Genomic DNA, 22,670 nt, shown 5'->3' on the forward strand with positions numbered 1-22,670 from the left:
CAGAGCATACCTCCGGCTTAACGCTTGCCCGCAGCCTCTTCACGCCGGCGCTTGGCTTCTGCCAGCAGATAAACCTGGTAATCGTCCAGATCGCCATCAAAGTCGCTGACGCCACCACGCGACACCATCCAGAACTCGTCACACACCGCACGCAGCAGGGCTCTGTCATGGCTAACCAGCATCACCGAGCCTTCAAACTCGTTGAGCGCTACGCTCAGCGCCTCGCGCGTGGCCAAATCCAGATGGTTGGTCGGTTCATCCAGCAACAGCAGATTGGGACGCAGCCACACAATCATGCACAACACCAGCCGTGCTTTTTCGCCGCCGCTCATGCTGCCTACTGCCTGCTTGACCATGTCCCCACTGAAATTGAAGGTGCCAAGGAAATTGCGCAGCCCCTGCTCACGGCAGTCATTAGCCGGTGGGCGCAGCTGTGTCGGCGTTTCCCGCACCAGCCGCATCATGTGCTGCAACGGGTCGTCTTCCGGCCGTAATACATCCAGCTCCTGCTGGGAGAAGTAGCCGATACTCAGGCCCTTGCCGCGAATAATCTCACCGCTGATGGCACGCAGCGCTTCGGCCACCGTTTTCACCAAGGTAGATTTGCCCTGGCCGTTGGCACCTAGAATGCCAATACGCTGGCCGGCCAATACCGAACGATTCACACCCTGGACAATCACGGTGGGCGGCGTATCTGCCGGAGCACCTTCTGCAGGCGGATAGCCAAACGAAGCCTGTGACATGGTCAGCATGGGGTTGGGCAAGCTACCTGGTTCCTTGAATTCGAACTGGAAGTCGGCATCGGCCAGCACCGGCGCAATCTTCTCCATACGCTCCAGTGCCTTGACCCGGCTTTGTGCCTGCTTGGCCTTGCTGGCCTTGGCCTTGAAGCGGTCGATGAATTTTTGCAGGTGTGCCATCTTTTCCTGCTGCTTGGCCTGTGCTGCCTGCTGCAGAATCATTTGTTCGGCGCGCATGTCCTCGAACTTGCTGTAGTTGCCGCCGTAGCGCACCAGTTTGCCGTGGTCGATATGCAAGGTGACATTGGTTACCGCATCCAGAAATTCACGGTCATGGCTGATCACCACCATGGTGCCGGCGTACTGCTTGAGCCAGGCTTCCAGCCACACCAGCGCATCCAGATCCAGGTGGTTGGTCGGTTCGTCCAGCAGCAGCAAATCAGACGGACACATCAGCGCCCGTGCCAATTGCAGACGCATGCGCCAACCGCCAGAAAAACTGTTTACCGGCTGCTGCAGCTCGGCCACACTGAAGCCCAGCCCCAGAATCAGCGCCTGCGCCCGGGCCGGGGCATCATGTTCACCAGCATCATTCAGCGCGGTATAGGCATGCGCCATGCGCATATAGTCTTCACCGGCCTCGGCTTCCGCCACTTCGCGCCGCGCCGCCAGCAAGGTGATATCACCCTCCACCACAAACTCTGTGGCGGTCTGGGACGTCTCCGGCATGTCCTGCGCCACCTGCGCCATGCGCCATTGGCTGGGAATGGAGAATTCACCGCCGTCTTCGTGCAGGCTGCCATTCAGTACCGCAAACAGCGACGACTTGCCCGCGCCATTACGCCCGACAAGGCCGACTTTTTCGCCGGGGTTGATGCTGACTGTTGCGCTGTCCAGCAAGACTTTGGTGCCGCGACGCAAGGCCACGTTTTTCAGAATGATCATGAGGGAATAGCCGTGCTGCAATGTTTAGGAGGCAAAAAACAGTAACCAGCAGCTACTGTTTTTCGACGGGATCCGATAAAAAAACAGAGCCCCCGGACACATAGGCCGAGGGCGCAGCACAGATTATACGCAGATAAACCCTCGTGCAGTTCACGGCGTTCTCTTGCCCGGCAGAAGACACTCCAGCAAATAGCCAAACGGTATTGATAGGGTCGCACATGGCGCTGGAGCGATGAAGGACCAGGCATCCATTCTCTGCAGGACCAGGTAAAAAACGCCGCAGACAACACATTTGAACGACTCAAGTACCGCCATGCAGAAAAGACTGGTGCGGTGTTTGGCCAGTCCGCCATCGTCTTGATCGAAGCGGAGTGGCTATACCCGCTGGCCATGGCCCATTGAGATCAGCGCGGAGGATTGCGGCGAGCAGACCAGTAGTCGCAAAGTGAAATCGCAACAGCGCACAACCACGCCAGCCCCCGCGCCAGTAGCGGAAGGCTGCCAAAAAACAGGATAGCCACCCCGCAAAGCAACATCAGCAAGCCACCGGCCAATACCGGTGCACCCAGTATCAATAACCATCCCGTCATGCTGTCTCCATGCATTATCTGGATGTTGCGCTGCAGCTCAGTTTAAACGGCCAAATCAAGCTCACATCTCCATCAATCAACCGGTCCCATCACTCAGGAGGCTCTCCGGACCCGAACGTCTCACGATCATGGGTTTCGCCCGGACTGGATGCGACCAACTTCGCAGAGACTCAAGCTGCCTGCAACTGCCCCGATGAAACTCGAGGCAGCACCGCCGCAACAAATCCGTCATTTGACTTGAGTCTATATTTCTATAAACTTGGAAATATGGAAACCTTAAACGCTGCCGAAATCCTCGCCGCCCTCGGGCACGAGTCCCGTCTCGCCATCTTCCGCCTGCTCGTGGAAGCCGGCCCGGAGGGTATCAACGCCTCTGCCATTGGTGAACAACTAAGCATTCCGAATGCCACGCTGTCCTTCCATCTGTCGCACCTGAGCCGTGTTGGCCTCATCAAGGGCGAGCGTGAGAGCCGCTTCATCCACTATTCCGCCGAATACGAGACGATGGATGAGCTGATTGCATTCCTGGCCCACAACTGCTGTCAGGGCAAGGCATGTCTACCAAAGACTGCAGCATGTGACACGGTTGCCAAGCGTCGCACCAAAAAAAACTGAACCCCAAGAGTAATGACCATGAGCCATCCCAAAACCGTCCTCGTCCTGTGCACGGGAAACTCCTGCCGCTCCCAGATGGGCGAAGCAATTCTCAACAACGACCTGGCGGGCCTGGTGCGCGGCATTTCCGCCGGGACAAACCCGCAAGCCAAAGTAGCTGATGGTGCTATCGAAGCCCTGAAGCTGGCAGGTCTACCGACGGAAGGCTTGTTCCCGAAAACAGTCGAAGACGTGATGGAACAGGATATCGACCTGGTGGTCAGCGTCTGCGACAACGCCAAGGAAAGCTGCCCCATCTTCCCGCGTCCGGTAAAGCGTATCCATGTTGGCTTCCATGACCCGCACGGCGAACCGCTGGATAGCTTCCTGGCTGTCCGCGACGACATTCGTGCTCGGCTGGTGCCGGCTGTACGCGAAGCCCTGGGCTTGTAAGGAGCTGCCATGTCTGTTGTGCAATGTGAAGTCAGCGCCAAGGCCGCCGCCGGTGCACCCATGAGCGTCTTCGAGCGCTACCTGACCCTCTGGGTGTTTCTCTGCATCATTGCCGGTATCGCTGCCGGCCAGCTGGCACCCCAGGTATTTCAAGCTATCGGCCACATGGAGGTCGCACAGGTGAATCTGCCGGTCGGCCTGCTCATCTGGGTCATGATTATTCCGATGCTGGTCAAGGTTGATTTCGGTGCCTTGCATGAAGTGAAGCAGCACGTCCGAGGCATCGGCGTCACGCTATTCGTGAACTGGCTGGTGAAGCCGTTTTCGATGGCTTTTCTGGGCTGGTTGTTCGTGCGCAATCTGTTCGCGCCCATGCTTCCGGCCGACCAGTTGGACAGTTATATCGCCGGGTTGATTTTGTTGGCCGCCGCGCCCTGCACCGCCATGGTCTTTGTCTGGAGCCGGCTGTCCAACGGCGACCCGCTGTTCACGCTGTCGCAGGTGGCGATGAACGACACCATCATGGTGTTTGCCTTCGCCCCCATCGTCGCTTTCCTGCTGGGCATATCTTCTATCACCGTGCCATGGGACACGCTGCTGACCTCGGTTGTCCTCTACATCGTGATTCCGGTCATCCTGGCCCAACTTCTGCGCAAGGCCTTGCTGGCCAAGGGGCAGCCTGCCTTCGATGCCGCCATGGCCAAGATTGGCCCGTGGTCCATTTCGGCGCTGCTGGCCACCCTGGTGCTGCTGTTTGCCTTCCAGGGAGAAGCCATCATCAAGCAGCCCTTGGTCATTGCATTACTCGCCGTGCCCATCCTCATCCAGGTTTTCTTCAACTCGGCACTGGCCTACTGGCTGAACAAAGTAGTCGGCGAGAAGCACAATGTCGCTTGCCCATCGGCACTCATTGGGGCATCGAACTTCTTCGAACTGGCCGTGGCGGCTGCCATCAGCCTGTTCGGCTTCGAATCCGGCGCGGCTCTGGCCACCGTGGTGGGCGTGCTCATCGAGGTGCCGGTGATGCTGCTGGTAGTGAAAGTGGTCAATGCATCCAAGGGCTGGTACGAAGCCCAAAACGTATAAGGAGTGGATCATGAAGAAACTCGAAGTATTTGACCCGGCCATGTGTTGCTCCACGGGTGTTTGCGGTGTTGACGTTGACCCGGTACTGGCCCAGTTCGCCGCCGACCTGAAATGGGTGGAACAGCACAGCATCATCGTTGAGCGCCACAACCTCGGCCAGGAACCGCAGGCATTTGCCGCCAATCCGGCCGTGGTCAAGGAAATGGAAGCCGGTATGGACCGGCTGCCTATCCTCGCCGTTGATGGTCACATCGTCTCCACCGGCATGTACCCGTCGCGTGCCCAATTGGCCCAGAAGCTAGGCATCACGCTGACAAGTGCCGAGAAACCGCGCATCAAGGCAGGTGGCTGCGGCTGCAAGCCGGGAACCTGCTGAAAGAGGAGTTAATCATGTCGCTGCCCACTATCCAGACCCGCTACCTGTTCTTTACGGGCAAGGGCGGCGTCGGTAAAACATCACTCTCCTGCGCCACCGGCCTGGCGCTGACCGAGGCTGGCAAGAAGGTGCTCATCGTCAGCACCGACCCCGCCTCCAACCTGGACGAGGTACTGGGCGTAGGGCTGAACCAGTCACCGACTGCCATTCCCGGTGCGCCTGGTTTGTTTGCCTTGAACATCGACCCGGAAGCCGCCGCACATGCCTACCGGGAACGGATGGTGGCACCGTATCGCGGCATCCTGCCAGCCGCAGCCATCCAGAGCATGGAAGAGCAATTCTCAGGTGCCTGTACTGTCGAGATTGCAGCCTTCGACGAGTTCTCGAAGCTACTGGGCGAGCCGGCAGCGACGGCTGAGTTCGACCACGTTATCTTCGACACGGCCCCCACTGGCCACACGCTACGCCTGCTGACGCTGCCCTCGGCCTGGGACGAGTTCATCTCTTCCTCGACTGGCGGTGCCTCCTGCCTGGGCCCCTTGGCCGGCCTGGAAAAACAGAAGGCCTTATATGCTGCAACGGTGGCTCGCCTCTCTAGCGCCAACGAGACGACCGTCGTTCTGGTTGCGCGTGCAGATACGGCCTCCTTGCGTGAGGCCAACCGCACCCGCCTCGAGCTGACTGACCTGGGCATTTGCAACCAAACTCTAGTCATCAACGGCTTGCTCTCTGGCGACACAGCTGGTGATGTGATTGCTGCTGCAATGGTGGCTCGCGCCGCGGCAGCCATCGAAACCATGCCATCAGGACTCGCTGACTTAGCACAAACACGCATTCCCTTCCTGCCACGTGGCACGGTGGGTCTGGATGCCCTGCGCGAGATGGCACATCCCGAGACCGTCATCGCACCCACCAGTACCGTCATGCCACAAACTTCTCTACCACCTAATCTTCGCGGTCTTGTCGAGGACATTGCAGCAACGGGGCATGGGGTCATCATGACCATGGGCAAGGGTGGTGTCGGCAAGACGACGGTGGCGGCAGCCATTGCGGTTGCACTGGCCAAGAAAGGCCACCAGGTGGTGCTATCCACCACCGACCCGGCTGCCCACACAGCGGCAGCCATTGATGGTGTCGTACCCGGACTTGTGGTGACACGCATCGACCCCGTGCAGGAAGTGAAGCAATACAGCGAGGAGGTACTGGCCAAGGCTGGGCAGCATCTTGATGCAGGCGGGCGCGCCATGCTCGAAGAGGACTTGCGCTCACCATGCACCGAAGAAATCGCCGTCTTCCGCGCTTTCGCCCGCACCGTCGATGAAGGCAAGGATGGTTTCGTGGTGCTGGATACCGCACCAACAGGGCATACCATTCTCTTGCTCGATGCGGCTGAGGCGTACCACCGGGAAGTCATGCGCGCCCAGGGCGACATGCCCGAGGCCGTGCTCCAATTGCTGCCGCGGCTGCGCGATCCCAGCTATACCCGGGTGCTCATCGTGACACTACCGGAAGCCACACCAGTCCATGAGGCCGAACGGCTTAGCGCCGACCTGGCCCGGGCAGGTATCCAAGCGCATGCCTGGGTCGTCAACCAGTCGCTCTTGGCGAGCGGAACAAAGCATCCCATTCTTTGCCAGCGTGGTGCTTATGAAGTGCCTTTCATTCGTCGCGTTGCTGACAATCTGTCCAAGCAATCGGCGCTGATACCGTGGCTAGCAGAAGCACCAGTTGGCGAGCGTGGGCTGGAGCACCTTGTCGGCACCTAACTCGAAGGGTAAATGCGCGGGGTGGATTTCGACTGCTCTGCGCATTGTTTCAGCCATTTTGTCAGCGAAGCGAACGACAGCTGCCGATCATGAGATGCACTCCGACAGACTGTCCTGACCCAAGCGATGCCTGTCGCCTGCCGACATGACACCCTGCCTTCACGCAGGGTGTTTTCATTTTCGGATAGCGGTAGAGCATCGATAAGTCGTCTGGATAGGCGGTAAACGCCGCCAGGCCAAACACATTCTGCCGCGGTTCCCGGAGCATAGCTGCTACGTGGAGCCGTTCTGTGGCGCAGCAGCCCTGTACTTCATGAAGAAGTCCGCCACGGTCGAGGTGCTTAACGACATCTTGGGCGAACTGGCAAACCTCTAACGGCATTACGCCATGGCAAGCGTTTGGCTTTGCCGGTATGGGGTCGCAGGAACAGCGACAGGGCGGGCAGTACAGTAACGGCAAGTCAACATCACGACGCGCGGTATCAGAAGCGCAGAGGTATCAGCGACTTCAGCCTGCAGCCTTGCCGGTATGCATAGCTACACCAACTTCCTGGCAGCCGGCGATAGTCAGGGTGCTGGAAGGTATTTGTTCCAGGCTCGCTGTGCATTTTCGGATGCAGCCATGGAGAATGGCGATCATGCCTTCATTGGCCTGCAGGCCAATATTCCCACGCCGGCCAATGTTGAACCCAATACTGAACTGTCCGGACCTGGCGCAGCTATCTGGTGATAGCGCCCTGCTTTACCTGGTATACGGAGAAACTACGGTACAGAGTGCGATTCCTCTGGGTGCGAACTTCCCGCCAATGAAGTCAATCGGTGTGACGGGTGGCACGCGGTATGACCTGATCCGGTACACGCCACCAGGAGAAAATGGTTCGGTCTATGCCAGTATTGAGCAGGTTGGCATGCAGTATGCTGCCGAATAGCCACTATCTCGAGTTGGGACACAATGCAACAGTCAACAACATACTGCTCCCAAATTACCGGCTTGGTGACCGAAGGATTGAAGAAATTTTAGAAAAGGAAGCTGACCGGATACCTTTGAGTAGTAACGGACAAGGCTCACTGTTCTAAACAAGAAATGGCCCCCATGGGGCCATTTTTTTAACTATCACAAGATGTTATTAGTTGGCTAGATAGATAAGGTACAACGAGGTACGGCCAAGTCAAGCCAGAACAATTCTGGCTTTCCCCGCATGTTTGGCATCATACATTGCTCTGTCCGCACGGTTGAGCAAGGCTTCGATATCAATATCATCGCCTGGCCGATGCAAGGCGATACCGATACTTGCATTGACCTGAACAGTCGTCTGTTCAAAAGAGAAGGGCGTTGCAATCTTGGCTAGCATTTTCTGAGCTATTTCCTGCGTTCTATGTGACTCTGGATCTAAGTTTTCCAGAATAACAACAAACTCATCCCCGGCAAGGCGGGCAACGGTATCGGTTTCTCGCAGCAGGCTGGATAAACGTTGGCCAATCTCCCCCAAGAGCAAATCACCAGCATGGTGTCCTTGATCATCGTTCACAGCCTTAAACCCATCCAGATCAATAAAAAGGAGTGCCAGAGCTTGATTACTGCGCTGGCAGCGTACAATGGCCTTGGGTAGCGTCTCAAAAAAAGCACGGCGATTCGGAAGACCTGTCAATGTATCAATCCGAGCTTCTTGCTCACGTAATGCCTCCATCTGTTTGCGTGCAGAAATGTCATGCAAAAATGCACTGAACAATATCTCATCATCAAACTGTAACGCCTGGATACGGACCTCGACAGGGATGATGCTGCCGTCCCTTTTCATTGCTGCAAGCTCTAGCCGGTGGCCAATGACGTCTGATGTTCTCGACTGAAGATAATGCTGCAGTCCCTTGCGATGCCTCTCCTGCATGACCGGGGGAATAATCAGCTCTTCCAGAAGGCTACCAACGGCTTCATCCTTACTCCAACCAAAAGTAATTTCCGCCTGCTGGTTCCACGCACTCACAACACCAGCTTGATTGATGCACACATAAGCATCATTCGCATTTTCAAGAATGGCGCTTAACTCTGTGTCACGTTTGCGTAATGCTTGTTCTGTTTGCAATTGCTGGTTAATGACCGATGCAAGCATTTCGTTGGCCGACCGCAGCTCCTTTGTCCTATCCTTGACACGCTCTTCCAGCGTCCGTCTTAAGTCAGCAAGTGAACTCTCAGCTTCTTTTCTGGATTGGATGTCTTTGATGATTGAGACAAAGTACTCCAGTTGTCCATGTTTATTCAGCTGCTTGGTCACTGTCAAATTGATCCAGACTAGCTTGCCGCTTTTATGAATGTATCGTTTATCCAGTTGGTAACGGTCAATCTCACCCGCCACTAGCTGCTCAAGCATGCTCAAGTCGGCATTCAGATCATCAGCATAGGTAATATGCTGGAACGTCATATGGACTAATTCTTCACGCGTGTAACCCACGATGTCGCATAGTGCATCATTGACCCCGATCCACCCACCGTCAGGGGCAACCATTGCGATCCCGACACCGGCACGCTCGAAAACGGTGCGAAAACGTATTTCCACCGCGTCAATGACATCCTGCGAGTGATTTATTTCTGCCTCAGTCAACAAAAGTGTTTCACGCAATTGCATTTCACGACTGACCATTTCCGCAAAATCAACCAAGATCGCAATCTGATCAGGACTAAGTGTACGAGGGCTCGTGTCAATGGCGCATAGTGTCCCTAATGCTAGACCACCGCAGGACCTTATCTGTACCCCAGCGTAGAAACGGATGTCTGGGGCACTGGTTACCAAGGGATTATGGGAGAACCGGGAGTCAAGTTGTGTATCTTCTACAATCAATGGGTCGGCCTGTGCGATTGCATGTGCGCAGAAGGCGACATCTCTCGGTGTTTGCGCGGCAGTCAGACCCACCTTGGACTTGAACCATTGGCGGTCCTCGTCAACCAGGGAGACCAGTGCAATCGGCACCTTCAACAACTTGGAAACAAGTCGGGTAATTCGGTCAAAAACTTCATCTGGAGGGGTGTCTAGAATGGCCAGCGCATGCAGCAGCTGCAGACGTTCAGGCTCGTCGGGAGGGATTGGATATGAATTTAATTGTATATTCATTGACTATTGTCGCAGGTATCTCTTGTAAAGTAAGCGTAGACCGAATGCAAGAGTCTGGCTATAAATTATGTGTCTCAGCCAAGAGCGGCAACGCAAGACTACATGCCGGCCATTTCCCTGCCGTCGACACCGCGAGCCGGCCTTTCCCTGGGAGGAGGCATGTCCACCATTCTGTACAAACCAGCAATTAGACGCCATCTTGCTGACAGCTGGTTTGAGCCGAACTTAAGACGTATGCACTGTTTATCAGCAATGGTTGGTTTGACCTTAAGCGGCCAAATTTTCCTTTATGCCAGCTTACGATCCAAAGCTGCTGCCGTAACTTGTGAAAGCAGACCTTACACGACAAAGCTCAGCAACCAGCAGATAGAAAACTTGATTGTTTATTCGCGGAAACAACCTGCCATGCAATAAAACCACCTAGGCAGTTAGCTTATTTTTTTCTTCAAAATAAAGCCTTTTAGAATTTCTATAAAGATACCAAGCGATCACGGAGCCAAGAGCAAGCTGAAAAGCATATTTAAAATAAAAACCACCAACCAAGCTAATCAGAAATACAAGTGCAAGCACTGACACGCTTATCGATAGAACTATAGCGATGGGTCTAATTGATGTTGCCAGTAATTTATCCAGCTTTAACCCAACATACAAATAGCCTGCCGCCAATGAAAACTGAACAAGGCAGAATATCCCAACAATCACGTTGAAGTTAGAGCCCTTTGCCATACCAATTCCTTGCAAGGCAGTAATAGTGCCAGCAAAAACAAAATACGCCCTCAGAGACTTCACACTCTCACGCATAGCCATAATTACTCACCTTAATATTAAACAGGGCCGTTGTCACTAGCAACTTCAAATGAAAGAAGTAACTAACTTTCTTTAGCCGTGCTAGTTAACTGCAAGGCTACTTGAGTCCGAGCGCATGCAAATGACCATAACCTTTGCGTCAAAGACTGCTTTGAGCTAATGCCGCGAGAGGACTGCTCTTGGCCAAAAGCAGTAGTTCTAAAAATATCCACTAGAATCTTCGCTCCAGCTCGACCAGAGTAGCCAGCCGGTATGGTGCAGACTACGGTCCGATTTACACAGAATTCTGATAGACCCATTTTTCGCTGCACCCTCCATACCAACCATCGATCTTGATATTAATACAGGCCAGACTAGTACCTTTTGCAAGTATTTATCTCGCCACACAAAATCAACACGCAAAAAATTAAACAACCTACTGCACGCCTTGGATATATTTATCCAAATTATTCAACATGTAAATAACTCGCTGAGACACTTCAATTGGATTCTTAACTTCAATTTCTTTCATCGGAGGATTTTCATCACAAAAAGTCCTATCCAAGTAGTAAAACATTCCACCCTTTGTCGTCAGGACTTTTCCTTTCGAATCATCCTCTCTAACATTGAATGCCCTTATATCATACAAATCCATATCCTTACCATGGGAAGTATAGTTAGTACTATAATAAGAAGTATGTCCGAATTGGATTGTATTATTATCACAATCCAGCGCTATCGTTTTCATCACACCAGACGGGATAGGATAAGCATGCGGCGCATAAGGGCTTGGAGTGTTACGATACAATTTCTGCATAGACAATATTTTGATTGTTTTCACACCACCAGATTCACTGATAGAATTTTTATCATAAAATTCAACTGTGCCTCCTGCGATGTTAAATAAAATCCATCGCCCTTCTATGGTATAAGTCGCCCCTGCCATTGCCAGTCTAAAAAATAATAATAAAAACAAAAAAACCAACTTTCTCATTACACACTCCTTGCGATAAATCTCAAAAATTTAGCTGCTAATTATTGAGTCTCAATCTGCTCAATCACATAGCCATAATACTCACTTGGCATTGTCATGAAAAGCCTCAACTCCCCCCTACTTTCCATACCGCCTGCTCAGAAGCACCGACCCCCTTCCCAATCTGACCACTCCCTGACTTTCCCTACGATTTGCCTCATGACCTGCATCAGGAAATATCGTGTCCCGCACCATCAAACTGATCGTCATCCACTGCGCCGCCAGCCCCAACGGCAAGGTACTCAGCTCCGCGTCTAAATCGGCTGTAGCCGTCATTGACCAGTGGCATGCTCAGCATGGTTGCACCGCCAGCCGGCCGCCATTGCCGCCCATAACCCCAGCCTCAAGGCCATCGGCTACCACTTTGCTATGGATGTCGACGGGACCAAGTCCACTGGCCGCGCCCTGAATGAAGTCGGCGCGCATGTGGCTGGCCACAATGCCAACTCCACCGGCACCCGAAATCCGCTGCGGCCATTGCGGCCGCAAACTCGCCGAGGGCCACGTGCTGGTCCTCAGCATCAAATGCCCGCGCTGCCGGGCGCACAATTATCTGAAGGCCGCCGAGCCTCCTGCCAGCGCGTCATCGCACGCCACTGCAAAGGAAGCACATGCATGGCCCACACCCCACCATCGGTAGCCTGTTCGCCGGCATCGGCGGCTTCGACATCGGCTTTGAAAACGCCGGTTTCACCACTGCCTGGCAAGTCGAAATCAACCCCATCTGCCGCGCCGTCCTCGCCGACCGTTTCCCCCACGCCCGCCAGTTCGACGATGTGCGCACCGTCGGCGCCCACAACCTCAGCGCCGTTGACGTCCTGGTCGGCGGCTTTCCCTGCCAGGACCTCTCCACCATGGGAGCCCGGCAAGGCCTGGCCGGCCAGCGCTCTGGCCTGTTCTTTGAAGTCTGCCGCCTCGCCCGCGAGTTACAACCTCGCTGGCTGGTCCTTGAAAACGTCACGGGGCTGCTCTCTTGCCGAGATGGCCAGGATTTCCAGACAGTCATTTCCACGCTTGCCGAATGCGGGTATCTGGGATGCTGGCGGGTGCTGGATGCTTCATGCTTCGGAGTCCCCACAAAACGCCGTCGCGTATTCATTATTGCCGGTCTTCACGAGCATCCCCCCATCGAGCTGCTGGCTAACGCCAGCCCAGTGGCAACTGTTCCTGGCACGCCGCCAGCGCAACAATACGGGCTCAAGCCTTTCCCTAGACTACTTGCCGGACAGGCCCCCAGCCAGATCCCTATCCATGGTGCAGGCCTCATCGCTCAAGCCGACGGACGGGATTCGATGGCTGAGCGGGCCGGAGCGTCTGAGCATCATGGGCTTCGCCTAGGACTGGATGCGACCAACTTTGCAGAGGCTCAAGCTGCCGGCAACGCCGTTGTGCCGCAAATCGTGGAATGGATCGCCCGGAAGCTGAGGGGGACTTATGTGTAGGGTGGGAGGATAAACAGGACGAAGGGGGCAAAGGCCCCCTTTTATGCATTGTGGATTGGGAGTAAGGTGGCGGGTATCGGCCAGGAGCGGACATAGGGAGAATTGCTCCAAAACAGCCGTAGGTAAGAGGCACTCACAGGATGACAACCGGGAGTGTGACTGGAACAATCCCGACGTCATTGCTCTGCGCCGCATATGTCTGTCATATATTCTCGTGGATATCGCCTGAAATCTCCTGCTCCTGTATCGGTAAGGCTTCCTAGCGGCCATGCTACCCAAGATATACGGCGCGTTGACAGAGTTATATGAAAGTAATGCCATCTATTTTACGTTATGCACCGGATTAATCACTATGGCTAATCGCAGCTATCTCTACTCAACCAACGTCATTCCTGGGCAGAACGCCAAGGCTAATGGTCGAAAACTAGTTGGTATTTCGGAGTGGAACTATGATATACCAATCGTTTTTAAGCTTCTTCTCTCCGGCAATCCCCAAACTTGTCTTTCTTCGATTTGGGACAACCCGGAGGAAATAGCTCTGGTAGGTGATTACTCTGCTGGCGTGAAAAACCTTGAGGAGTTCTTGTCGCAAATAGATCTTCCTGAAGCTCAGGGCTTGATTGCCGAAGCTATCGAGTTTTTGAACAAACCAGAGAACCGAAACCAATACTTCGTTTTGGAGTGCGGCGAAATTTTTGACATGGGTGAAACACCGATTCTTGAGCAGAATTTAGTGCTCCTCGAGGAAGTAAAAAATATCCAGCCAGAAGTAGAGCAGGCGTTACAGTCTTTGGTGCCACCTCCTGTAGTGCCGCCAAAACCAGTTGGTTTCTTCTCAAAACTGTTTGGCCGTACTCCAGAACCTCTGAGCTCTGCACACGATGTGATGAAGCCTGTGTATCACCTCGGACTAGGAAACTGGTCAAACGTCTTGTACTTCGATTTCACCAATGCATAACAAGTCCGGTTACATCCCAGCATAACCGAATGAAAAACATGTCCGATGTGAGCGTGATTGCTAACACTTCATTCAACCCTGACGCGCCAAAGCACTCCGGTTAATTTGGAAATTAGAAGCTATGACAGTGTACGCTTATGACTTGGAAGCCATTCTTCCCCGAATTGTCGGCCCCTTACGAGAAATTTTGGAAGTGGAGCTGAAGGCTGGGAATTCTGTTCAAGAGGTTGCTGCTCCGTGGCCGATGAAACAGGCCAATGTTTGGTTGGCTCAGCGATTTCACAAGGATTATGCTACCGACTACCCTTCGCTTCGCTACACCTACTTGGGCGACCCAAGGAACTGGATTGAAGAATATACGGATGTTGAAAATCAAATCATGGTGGCTGTAAGCGGTTCTGCTCGCTTCTAGACAAGAATAACAGGTCGTTCCAGCGAGCAAGCAGCCAGATTCGCTGTCCGCAAGTTGCTGAACTTCATCGTTGAAGGTCCGCTTTCACAAATCACTACCGACCGTTTTGGGTCGAAAGCAGTCGACAACCAACATGACACCCTGCCTACATGCAGGGTGTTTTCATTTCAGGTAGTGGTAGAGCACGGAGAACCAGGACTGGACCACCCTCCTCCATCACAGGGAAAGGTAGCGGTAAGGAAGTGTTAGATTTTACGATCCGGTGACAAAAGAAGCGCAAATAGTGCCAAAAATCCTGCAAATTGGCAGTGACAATAAAAGTGCAAACGAGTGCCAAAACTGCCGCAAAGTTACACACCCTCCTCCATCACAGGAAAAGGTAGCAGTAAGGAAGCGTTAGATTTTTGCGTACCGGTGACAAAAGAAGCGCAAATAGTGCCAAAAACCCTGCAAATTGGCGGTGACAATAAAAGTGCAAACGAGTGCCAAAACTGCCGCAAAGTTACAGTAAGGTCGTGGCCCCGTGCCAGTCGGCAGATGACCCTGACTTTGTTGCTTACATCCAGTGGGTAACAGAGGGGAATCAACCAGCCGTTAAAGAGGAGACAGAAACAGCCTGATTTGCAGGCTGTTTTGCACTTGTTTCAGCGGCGACTCAGTGCAAAAAGCTGCGCGAAAATGTGCAAATAAGGTCGCGACGCTACAAAAAGTCCCGCACGATATTTGAAGACAACAAAAAAGCCTCCATGCATGGAGGCTTAAGTGTTTGATACTTCTAGTGTTCTTGTGGTCGGGGTGAGAAGATTCGAACTTCCGACCCCCTGCACCCCATGCAGGTGCGCTACCAGGCTGCGCTACACCCCGACTCAAGAGAAACGCATTGTAACCGTTTATTTACTGTTTGCCAACACCTGAATCCAGCCAATTCAAAATTGCTTCCAGTTCGGACCGTACTTCCTGAGCAGTAATCGGCCGTTCCATTTCACCACCGACACCCAGCCGCTGGCGTGCGCCCTGGATGGTAAAGCCATCGTCGTACAGCAGACCACGAATACGACGCACCAGCAGCACTTCGTGGTGCTGGTAGTAACGACGATTGCCACGGCGCTTGACCAGGCGCAACTGGGAGAATTCCTGTTCCCAGTAACGCAGCACATGCGGCTTCACCCCGGTCAGCTCGCTTACTTCGCTGATGGTGAAATAGCGCTTGGACGGGATTGCCGGCAGATCAGCCTTGCTTGTTAGCATGGTATTGCTCAACCATTCCTTTGAGTTTCTGACTGGCGTGGAAGGTCACCACGCGGCGTGCCGTGATGGGAATTTCTTCCCCGGTCTTGGGATTGCGGCCTGGACGTTGCGGCTTGTCGCGCAGCTGGAAATTACCAAATCCGGACAGCTTTACCGAATCACCTGCTTCCAGCGCGATACGGATTTCCTCAAAAAACGTTTCAACCATGTCCTTGGCTTCACGCTTGTTCAGACCTACCTGGTCAAACAACAGGTCGGCCAACTCAGCCTTGGTCAAAGTCATGACTACCCCTTAACTTCTTGAATATACAGATGGAAGGCGGACATTATGCCACGCCTTCCGGCAATAATGGCTTACAGGCGCAATTGGGCTGCGTGTGCGCTTGCAACAGCATCCAGCAGCTTCTGGATGGCCGGCTCGACATCTTCGTCGGTCAGGGTGCGGGCATCATCCTGCAACACCACGCGGAAGGCCAGACTCTTCTTGCCCTCTTCCACACCCTTGCCACGATAGACATCAAACAAGGCCACTTCCTTCACCAGCGCGGATGCATGCTGATGGAAAGTGTCCAGCATAGCAGCAACCGTTACCTGCTCGTCAACCACCAGCGCCAGATCGCGGCGTACCGGCTGCAATTTGCTGACCGGCTGTGCCTTGATGGCAGCGCGTTGTTCAACCGCGGCCAAGTCCAGTTCAAACAGAACCGGCGGGGTTGGCAGACCGTATTGCTGCGCCCACTTGGGATGCAGCTCACCCATCACGCCAATCACCTTGCCATTCAGGCTGATTTCAGCACAACGGCCAGGATGGAAGGCCGGGTGTGCCGCCTTGGCAAAGCTGGCTTGCGCCGGCAGCAGCAGGGCTTCCACATCGGCTTTCACATCGTAAAAATCGATGCGCTCGGCCTTGGTACCCCATTGCTCGGCGACACGCGGACCCCATGCCAAACCGGCCACTTTTTCCGGCTGGGTGGTTTCGTCGGCCTTGCCAGCAGCATTCTTGCCGAACACGCGGGCCACTTCGAACACGCGCACACGCGGCTGTTTGCGGTTGAGGTTGCCTTGCAGCACATTGACCAGACCACCGATCAGGGACGAGCGCATCACGCTCATTTGCGAGGCAATCGGGTTGATCAGGCGCACCGGGTCGGTATTGCCGGCAAAGTCACGTTCCCATGCTTCTTCGACAAAGGCATAGCTGACCACTTCCTGATAGTCGCGACCAGCCAGAAAATGGCGGATGTCTTCACGCGGGCGACGCTCTTCCGGCAGCGCCAGCATGCGCAGGCGGGCAGCCGGTGCTTCGTAGGGGATGGCATCGTAACCATGTACGCGGGCCACTTCCTCGATCAGGTCCTCTTCGATCTCGATGTCGTAGCGGAAGGACGGTGCATGCACCAGGAAACCATCTTCCTGAGTATCGAAAACCAGACCCAGACGGGTGAGAATGGTAGCGATCTGCTCGGCAGACAGGGTAATGCCCAGCAGGCGAGCTACGCGCGCAGTGCGTACTTTCACGCCTTTGCGGACAGGCAATTCGGCAACCTGTTCGTTGAGCGGGCCGGCTTCACCACCGCAGATGGACTGCACCAGTTCGGTGGCGCGCTCCATCGCTTCGCGTTGCAGTTCGAAATCCACACCGCGCTCGAAACGGAAAGAGGAGTCCGAGCCGAAACCCCAGGCGCGGGCCTTGCCGGCAATGGCTGCCGGGGCAAAGAAGGCACTTTCCAGCATGATGTCGGTACTGGCAGTGGTGACACCACTTTCTTCACCACCCATGATGCCGGCAATGGCCAGCACTTTGGCATCATCGGCAATCACCAGATTGTCTTCAGCCAGCGTGACGGTTTTTTCGTTCAGGCACAGCAGCTGCTCGCCAGCCTTGGCCATGCGCACCTGGATACCACCTTCCAGCTTGGCCAGATCGAAGGCGTGCATGGGCTGACCTTGTTCGAGCAGCACATAATTGGTGACATCAACAATGGCGGAAATGGAACGCAGGCCGGAGCGCTCCAGACGGCGCTTCATCCAGTCCGGGGTAGGCGCAGCGGCGTTGACATTGCGAATCACACGGCCGATGTAACGACCGCAGGCTTGCGGAGCAGCGATGGCAACCGGCACCACGTCGTCGATTTGCGGCGCGATGGCGGTGATGGCTTGCAGCTGCAGTGCAGCACCGGTCAGTGCCGCCACTTCGCGCGCAATGCCCTTGATCGACAGGCAGTCGGCACGGTTAGGGGTGATTTTCAGCGTGAACAGCTGGTCGTCCAGACCCAGGTAGTCACGGATGTTCTGGCCCACCGGCGCATCAGCCGGCAGCAGCATCAGGCCATCCACATCTTCCGGCACGCCCAGTTCCTTGCCGGAACACAGCATGCCGCCCGATTCCACGCCACGCATCTTGGTGGGTTTGATCTTGAAGTCACCCGGCAACACCGCGCCTGGCAGTGCGCACGGAATGCGTACGCCCACTGCCACATTCGGCGCACCACAGACAATCTGCACCAGTTCGCCAGTACCGACATCCACCTTGGTCACGCGCAGGCGGTCAGCGTTTTCGTGCTTGACGCATTCCTTGACCTCGCCAATCACCACACCGGTGAAGGCCGGTGCCGCAGCGGTGGTTTCTTCCACTTCCAGACCGGCCATGGTCAGCAGGTAGGACAGTTCCTCGCTGGAAAGGGAAGGATTAACCCAGTTTCTCAGCCATTGTTCGGAAAATTGCATTGTTTATCCCTGCCTGCGCTTAATTGAACTGTTTGAGGAAGTTGAGATCGTTCTCAAAGAACAGTCGCAGGTCATTCACGCCGTAACGCAACATGGCGAAACGGTCCAGACCGATGCCAAAGGCAAAACCGCTGTACTTTTCCGGATCGATATTCACATTGCGCAGCACATTGGGGTGGACCATGCCGCAGCCCCCCACCTCCAGCCAGCCACGCTCGCCCAGCACGTCGATTTCGGCGGACGGTTCGGTGAACGGGAAGAAGGACGGACGGAAACGCACTTGCAGGTCGTCACGCTCGAAGAAGCGGCGCAGGAAGTCGGTCACCACTGCCTTGAGGTCGGCAAAGGACACGCCCTCTTCTACCCACAGGCCTTCCATCTGGTGGAACATCGGCGAATGAGTGGCATCGGAATCCACGCGATACACACGACCGGGAGCCACGATCTTGATCGGCGGCTCGTTGTTCAGCATGTAACGCACCTGGATCGGGCTGGTATGGGTACGCAGCACATCACCACCTTCCACATAGAAGGTGTCGGCCATGGCGCGGGCCGGGTGGTTTTCCGGAATGTTCAGTGCCTGGAAATTGTGGAAGTCGGTTTCGATTTCCGGACCGTCCGCCACCTGGAAACCCATGGAACGGAACAGGGTGGCAATACGCTCCAGTGTCAGCGCCACCGGGTGCAGGCCGCCAGTGGACAAGCCACGGCCTGGCAGGGTTACATCCAGCGACTCTGCAGCCAGCTGGGCTTCCAGCTTCTGGGCATTGATCAGGTCACGACGGGTATTGTGGGCAGTTTCGAAAGCCTGCTTGGCCACATTGATGGTGGCACCGGCAGCCTTGCGCTCCTCTGGAGGGAGCTTGCCCAATTGTTTGAGGAGTTCGGTCAGCTCGCCGCTCTTGCCGAGGTAGCGTGCCTTGACCTGCTCCAGTTCGATGAGGTCGGACGCCGCCTCGACGGCAGCCAGACCGGCTTGGAGAATCGCGTCAACGTTAGTCATTGGGTCTCACACCGTATGCGTCTTTCCGGCCTGACAGCCCGCGATGTGGCAACCATTGCATGACATCAGCGGTACCTTGCATCAACCGGCAGACCGGAACAAAAAGGCTGACCACACTCATGGCAGTCTGGTCAACGCTCTTGCAACATTCTTAAACTACAGGCAAATGAAAAAAAGGGAGGCCTTAGCCTCCCCTTTTACAGTCTTGCTATCAAGCGAGGCTAGCTTTCGCCTTTTCAACGATCTGGGCAAAAGCGGCCTTGTCGAACACGGCCAGGTCGGCCAGGACCTTACGGTCGATTTCGATGGCGGCTTTCTTCAGACCGTTCATGAACTTGCTGTACGGCAGACCGTTTTCACGCGCAGCGGCGTTGATACGGGCAATCCACAGCTGACGGAACTGACGCTTTTTCTGACGACGGTCGCGGTATGCATATTGACCCGCCTTCATCACCGCCTGTTTGGCGATGCGATAGACGTTCTTGCGACGGCCGCGATAGCCTTTCGCCAGGGCAAGGATTTTCTTGTGACGAGCACGTGCGGTTACACCGCGTTTAACGCGTGGCATTATTCAGTCTCCTTATGCGTAGGGCAGCATGGCGCGAACAGAAGCCATGTTGGTAGCGTGTACCAGAGTGGTACCGCGCAACTGGCGCTTGTTCTTGGTGGTTTTCTTGGTCAGGATGTGACGCTTGAACGCATAAGAGCGTTTTACACCGCCATTGCCCAGCACGTTGAGACGCTTTTTCGCGCTCGACTTGGTCTTCATTTTCGGCATGGAAAACTCCTGCAGAATTTCTGAGTTAGATTAGACACAGGGTGACCCGAAGGTACTTGAAACCACTGCGTCACGCTTTTGCGCGGAGCGTTTCCGCCCCACAAAATCAACACGGCAGGGTAGACCCTGCCGTATTGAGAAAACGATTATACCCGATTATTTCTTTTTCGGGGCAATCATCATCACCATTTGACGACCTTCCAGCTTGGGAAACTGCTCTACTGTCGCAATTTCAGCCAAATCGGCCTCAACACGCTTGAGCAGCGCCAGACCGATGTCCTGGTGAGCCATTTCACGACCACGGAAACGCAGGGTGATCTTGGCCTTGTCGCCATCATTGAGGAAACGGATCAGGTTACGCAGCTTGACGTTGTAGTCGCCATCATCAGTACCCGGACGGAACTTGATTTCCTTGATCTGGACCTGTTTCTGCTTCTGCTTGGCTTCGTGACGCTTCTTCGACTGTTCGTACTTGAACTTGCCGTAGTCCATCAGTTTGCAGACCGGGGGCTGAGCGGTCGGGGAAATCTCCACCAGATCCACATCATTTTCCTCGGCCAGTGCCATTGCCTCACGCAGACTGACAACGCCAATCTGCTCACCTTCCATACCTACCAGACGAATCTCGCGAGCGGTAATCTCGCCGTTGATCCGTGCTTCGCGTTCCTGAGCTATAGCCAAATCTCCTATTAATCTATCAAATGCCTGCCGCTGCCGGATCAGGCCTCGGGCATCTCAGCCTTGAGGCGGGCAATGAATGCATCCAGCGTGAGCTGACCCAGGTCTTCACCACGGGCGCGCACGGCAACCAGTTCGCCTGCTTTTTCCTTGTCGCCCACGATGATCTGGTACGGCAGCTTTTGCAGACTGTGCTCGCGGATTTTATAGCCGATCTTCTCGTTTCTCAAGTCAAGATCAACGCGGAAGCCTTGTTTCTGCAATGTTTCCACGATTTGTGCAGCATAATCCGCCTGCGCTTCGGTAATATTCATCACTACCATCTGCACCGGAGCAAGCCACAAGGGGAAGGCCCCGGCGTGGTTTTCAATCAGAATACCCAGGAAGCGCTCCAGCGAACCCAGCGCAGCGCGGTGCAGCATCACCGGACGCTTGCGGCTGTTATCATCGGCCACATACTCGGCATCCAGACTTTCCGGCAGCATGAAGTCCAGCTGCAGGGTACCACATTGCCAGGAGCGACCCAGCGCATCCTTGACGTGGTATTCGATCTTCGGCCCGTAGAAGGCACCCTCACCCGGCAGTTCTTCCCAGGCCACACCGCAAGCCTGCAGTGCATCGCGCATGCCCTGCTCGGCCTTATCCCAGGTTTCTTCCGCACCCAGGCGTTTTTCCGGACGCAGCGCCAGCTTGATGGACACCTTGTCAAAACCGAAGCGCTCATACACTTCCATCACCAGACGATGGAAAGCCTTGGCTTCCTGGTTGATCTGGTCTTCGGTGCAGAAGATATGGCCATCATCCTGCACGAAACCACGTACACGCATGATGCCATGCAGCGCGCCACCCGGTTCGTTACGGTGACAGGAACCAAACTCGGCATAGCGCAGCGGCAGGTCACGATAGGAACGCAGGCCGCTGTTGAAAATCTGGATATGGCCCGGGCAGTTCATCGGCTTGACGGCGTAGTCGCGCTTTTCCGATTCGGTGATAAACATGTTTTCCTTGTAGTTCTGCCAGTGACCCGACTTCTTCCACAATTCCACATCCATCATCATCGGCGTGCGAACTTCCTGATAACCCTCTTTCACCAGCTTGCCGCGCATGTATTGCTCGACGTTCTGCCACAACTGCCAGCCCTTGGGATGCCAGAACACCATGCCCGGCGCTTCGTCCTGCAGGTGGAACAGGTCCATCTGCACGCCCAGCTTGCGGTGGTCGCGTTTTTCCGCCTCTTCCAGCATGTACAGATAGGCTTCCAGGTCTTCCTTCTTGGCCCAGGCCGTGCCGTAGATACGCTGCAGCATTTCGTTCTTGCTGTCGCCGCGCCAGTAGGCACCGGCCACCTTCATCAGCTTGAACACTTTCAGCTTGCCGGTGGACGGCACGTGCGGGCCACGACACAGGTCGGTGAATTCGCCTTCGCGGTACAGGCTCAGCACCTCACCCTGCGGAATGGATTCGATGATCTCGGCCTTGTAGGCTTCGCCAATGCTCTTGAAGTAGGCAATGGCTTCATCACGCGGCAGCTCGTAGCGCTCGACCGGAATATCCTTCTTCGCCAGTTCGCTCATCTTCTTTTCGATGGCGGCGAGGTCTTCCGGGGTAAACGGGCGCTTGTAGGCGAAGTCGTAGTAGAAACCGTTTTCGATTTCCGGCCCGATGGTCACCTGCGCCTCGGGGAACAACTCTTTTACCGCATAGGCCAGCAAGTGGGCGGTGGAGTGGCGAATGATGCCAAGGCCATCGGCATCCTTGTCGGTCACGATGGCCAGATCGGCATTGCGGTCGATGCGGTACGAGGTATCCACCAGCACGCCATCGACGCGACCTGCCAGCGCAGCGCGCGCCAGACCGGTACCGATGGACGCAGCCACTTCATGAACCGTTACCGGTTTGTCGAAGGATCGAACCGAGCCGTCAGGCAGGCGAATGTCAGGCATGTCAACTC

The 22,670-nt window shown here is 55.0% G+C and carries 23 protein-coding genes, 1 tRNA gene and 1 pseudogene; 11 read left to right on the plus strand and 14 right to left on the minus strand.

Features of this window, described 5'->3' with window-relative positions; translation table 11 throughout:
- Nucleotides 1-17: 17 nt before the first annotated feature.
- Nucleotides 18-1,685: an ABC-F family ATP-binding cassette domain-containing protein gene (locus QVF59_RS00960; protein ID WP_287876813.1), complete on the minus strand. Its 1,668-nt coding sequence runs from the start codon at nt 1,683-1,685 to the stop codon at nt 18-20.
- Between the two features lie 404 nt (nt 1,686-2,089).
- Nucleotides 2,090-2,275: a hypothetical protein gene (locus QVF59_RS00965; RefSeq protein ID WP_287876814.1), complete on the minus strand. Its 186-nt coding sequence runs from the start codon at nt 2,273-2,275 to the stop codon at nt 2,090-2,092.
- A gap of 9 nt (nt 2,276-2,284) precedes the next feature.
- Here QVF59_RS00965 and QVF59_RS00970 point away from each other — a divergent pair, with 9 nt between their 5' ends.
- From QVF59_RS00970 to QVF59_RS00995, 6 genes and pseudogenes are all read left to right on the plus strand, one after another.
- Complete coding sequence (locus tag QVF59_RS00970) at nt 2,285-2,890, plus strand: ArsR/SmtB family transcription factor (protein WP_287876815.1); 606 nt, start codon at nt 2,285-2,287, stop codon at nt 2,888-2,890.
- An 18-nt stretch (nt 2,891-2,908) separates the two neighbouring features.
- A complete protein-coding gene (locus tag QVF59_RS00975; RefSeq protein ID WP_287876816.1) occupies nt 2,909-3,322 on the plus strand; it encodes an arsenate reductase ArsC in 414 nt (137 codons plus the stop codon).
- A 9-nt stretch (nt 3,323-3,331) separates the two neighbouring features.
- Nucleotides 3,332-4,408 (plus strand): ACR3 family arsenite efflux transporter, encoded by a 1,077-nt coding sequence (gene arsB, locus QVF59_RS00980; RefSeq protein WP_287876817.1) that lies wholly within the window; start codon nt 3,332-3,334, stop codon nt 4,406-4,408.
- A gap of 10 nt (nt 4,409-4,418) precedes the next feature.
- On the plus strand, nt 4,419-4,784 hold the full coding sequence (arsD, locus tag QVF59_RS00985; protein ID WP_287876818.1) for an arsenite efflux transporter metallochaperone ArsD: 366 nt from the start codon (nt 4,419-4,421) through the stop codon (nt 4,782-4,784).
- A 14-nt stretch (nt 4,785-4,798) separates the two neighbouring features.
- Nucleotides 4,799-6,550 (plus strand): arsenical pump-driving ATPase, encoded by a 1,752-nt coding sequence (arsA, locus tag QVF59_RS00990; RefSeq protein ID WP_287876820.1) that lies wholly within the window; start codon nt 4,799-4,801, stop codon nt 6,548-6,550.
- 214 nt (nt 6,551-6,764) lie between these two features.
- Nucleotides 6,765-6,923, plus strand: a pseudogene (locus QVF59_RS00995) (DNA adenine methylase); the annotation flags it as partial.
- Between the two features lie 796 nt (nt 6,924-7,719).
- Here the strand turns inward: QVF59_RS00995 and QVF59_RS01000 are convergent.
- Nucleotides 7,720-9,654, minus strand: a complete 1,935-nt coding sequence (locus tag QVF59_RS01000) for a diguanylate cyclase domain-containing protein (protein ID WP_287876821.1) — start codon at nt 9,652-9,654, stop codon at nt 7,720-7,722.
- 159 nt (nt 9,655-9,813) lie between these two features.
- Here QVF59_RS01000 and QVF59_RS01005 point away from each other — a divergent pair, with 159 nt between their 5' ends.
- Nucleotides 9,814-10,068, plus strand: coding sequence for a hypothetical protein (locus tag QVF59_RS01005; protein ID WP_287876822.1), 255 nt, complete (start codon nt 9,814-9,816; stop codon nt 10,066-10,068).
- A 6-nt stretch (nt 10,069-10,074) separates the two neighbouring features.
- Here the strand turns inward: QVF59_RS01005 and QVF59_RS01010 are convergent, their stop codons facing one another.
- Complete coding sequence (locus tag QVF59_RS01010) at nt 10,075-10,461, minus strand: hypothetical protein (protein WP_159875701.1); 387 nt, start codon at nt 10,459-10,461, stop codon at nt 10,075-10,077.
- Between the two features lie 415 nt (nt 10,462-10,876).
- The gene (locus tag QVF59_RS01015; RefSeq protein ID WP_287876824.1) at nt 10,877-11,434 is read right to left on the minus strand and encodes a hypothetical protein; all 558 of its coding nucleotides are present in this window, start codon (nt 11,432-11,434) and stop codon (nt 10,877-10,879) included.
- A 478-nt stretch (nt 11,435-11,912) separates the two neighbouring features.
- Between QVF59_RS01015 and QVF59_RS01020 the strand changes: the two genes are divergently transcribed.
- The 4 genes from QVF59_RS01020 (at nt 11,913) to QVF59_RS01035 (ending at nt 14,285) form a co-directional block, all read left to right on the plus strand.
- Entirely contained in the window at nt 11,913-12,113 is a 201-nt protein-coding gene (locus tag QVF59_RS01020; protein WP_287877058.1) for a Com family DNA-binding transcriptional regulator, read from the plus strand.
- Nucleotides 12,085-12,915, plus strand: coding sequence for a DNA cytosine methyltransferase (locus QVF59_RS01025; protein ID WP_287876826.1), 831 nt, complete (start codon nt 12,085-12,087; stop codon nt 12,913-12,915). The genes QVF59_RS01020 and QVF59_RS01025 overlap by 29 nt, the downstream gene beginning before the upstream one ends.
- A 352-nt stretch (nt 12,916-13,267) precedes the next feature.
- On the plus strand, nt 13,268-13,873 hold the full coding sequence (locus QVF59_RS01030; RefSeq protein ID WP_287876827.1) for a DUF7822 domain-containing protein: 606 nt from the start codon (nt 13,268-13,270) through the stop codon (nt 13,871-13,873).
- Between the two features lie 121 nt (nt 13,874-13,994).
- Nucleotides 13,995-14,285, plus strand: coding sequence for a hypothetical protein (locus tag QVF59_RS01035; protein ID WP_287876829.1), 291 nt, complete (start codon nt 13,995-13,997; stop codon nt 14,283-14,285).
- 787 nt (nt 14,286-15,072) lie between these two features.
- Here the strand turns inward: QVF59_RS01035 and QVF59_RS01040 are convergent.
- The 9 genes from QVF59_RS01040 to thrS all read right to left on the minus strand — a co-directional run bounded on the left by QVF59_RS01040 (nt 15,073) and on the right by thrS (nt 22,662).
- Nucleotides 15,073-15,149: transfer RNA gene (locus QVF59_RS01040), tRNA-Pro, on the minus strand.
- Nucleotides 15,150-15,179: 30 nt separating this feature from the next.
- The gene (locus tag QVF59_RS01045) at nt 15,180-15,533 is read right to left on the minus strand and encodes a MerR family transcriptional regulator (RefSeq protein ID WP_287876831.1); all 354 of its coding nucleotides are present in this window, start codon (nt 15,531-15,533) and stop codon (nt 15,180-15,182) included.
- The gene (locus QVF59_RS01050; protein WP_045845169.1) at nt 15,514-15,816 is read right to left on the minus strand and encodes an integration host factor subunit alpha; all 303 of its coding nucleotides are present in this window, start codon (nt 15,814-15,816) and stop codon (nt 15,514-15,516) included. Before QVF59_RS01050 ends, QVF59_RS01045 begins: the two co-directional genes overlap by 20 nt.
- A gap of 71 nt (nt 15,817-15,887) precedes the next feature.
- Nucleotides 15,888-18,260 (minus strand): phenylalanine--tRNA ligase subunit beta, encoded by a 2,373-nt coding sequence (pheT, locus tag QVF59_RS01055; RefSeq protein WP_287876835.1) that lies wholly within the window; start codon nt 18,258-18,260, stop codon nt 15,888-15,890.
- A gap of 19 nt (nt 18,261-18,279) precedes the next feature.
- A complete protein-coding gene (gene pheS, locus QVF59_RS01060; RefSeq protein WP_159875683.1) occupies nt 18,280-19,263 on the minus strand; it encodes a phenylalanine--tRNA ligase subunit alpha in 984 nt (327 codons plus the stop codon).
- A gap of 211 nt (nt 19,264-19,474) precedes the next feature.
- Entirely contained in the window at nt 19,475-19,831 is a 357-nt protein-coding gene (gene rplT, locus QVF59_RS01065; protein WP_045845172.1) for a 50S ribosomal protein L20, read from the minus strand.
- Between the two features lie 12 nt (nt 19,832-19,843).
- On the minus strand, nt 19,844-20,041 hold the full coding sequence (gene rpmI / locus QVF59_RS01070) for a 50S ribosomal protein L35 (RefSeq protein WP_159875682.1): 198 nt from the start codon (nt 20,039-20,041) through the stop codon (nt 19,844-19,846).
- Between the two features lie 156 nt (nt 20,042-20,197).
- On the minus strand, nt 20,198-20,722 hold the full coding sequence (gene infC, locus QVF59_RS01075; protein WP_159875681.1) for a translation initiation factor IF-3: 525 nt from the start codon (nt 20,720-20,722) through the stop codon (nt 20,198-20,200).
- A 38-nt stretch (nt 20,723-20,760) separates the two neighbouring features.
- A complete protein-coding gene (thrS, locus tag QVF59_RS01080) occupies nt 20,761-22,662 on the minus strand; it encodes a threonine--tRNA ligase (protein WP_287876839.1) in 1,902 nt (633 codons plus the stop codon).
- Between the last annotated feature and the right edge of the window lie 8 nt (nt 22,663-22,670).

It is taken from the genome of Aquitalea sp., assembly GCF_030150775.1.
GTDB lineage: Bacteria > Pseudomonadota > Gammaproteobacteria > Burkholderiales > Chromobacteriaceae > Aquitalea > Aquitalea denitrificans.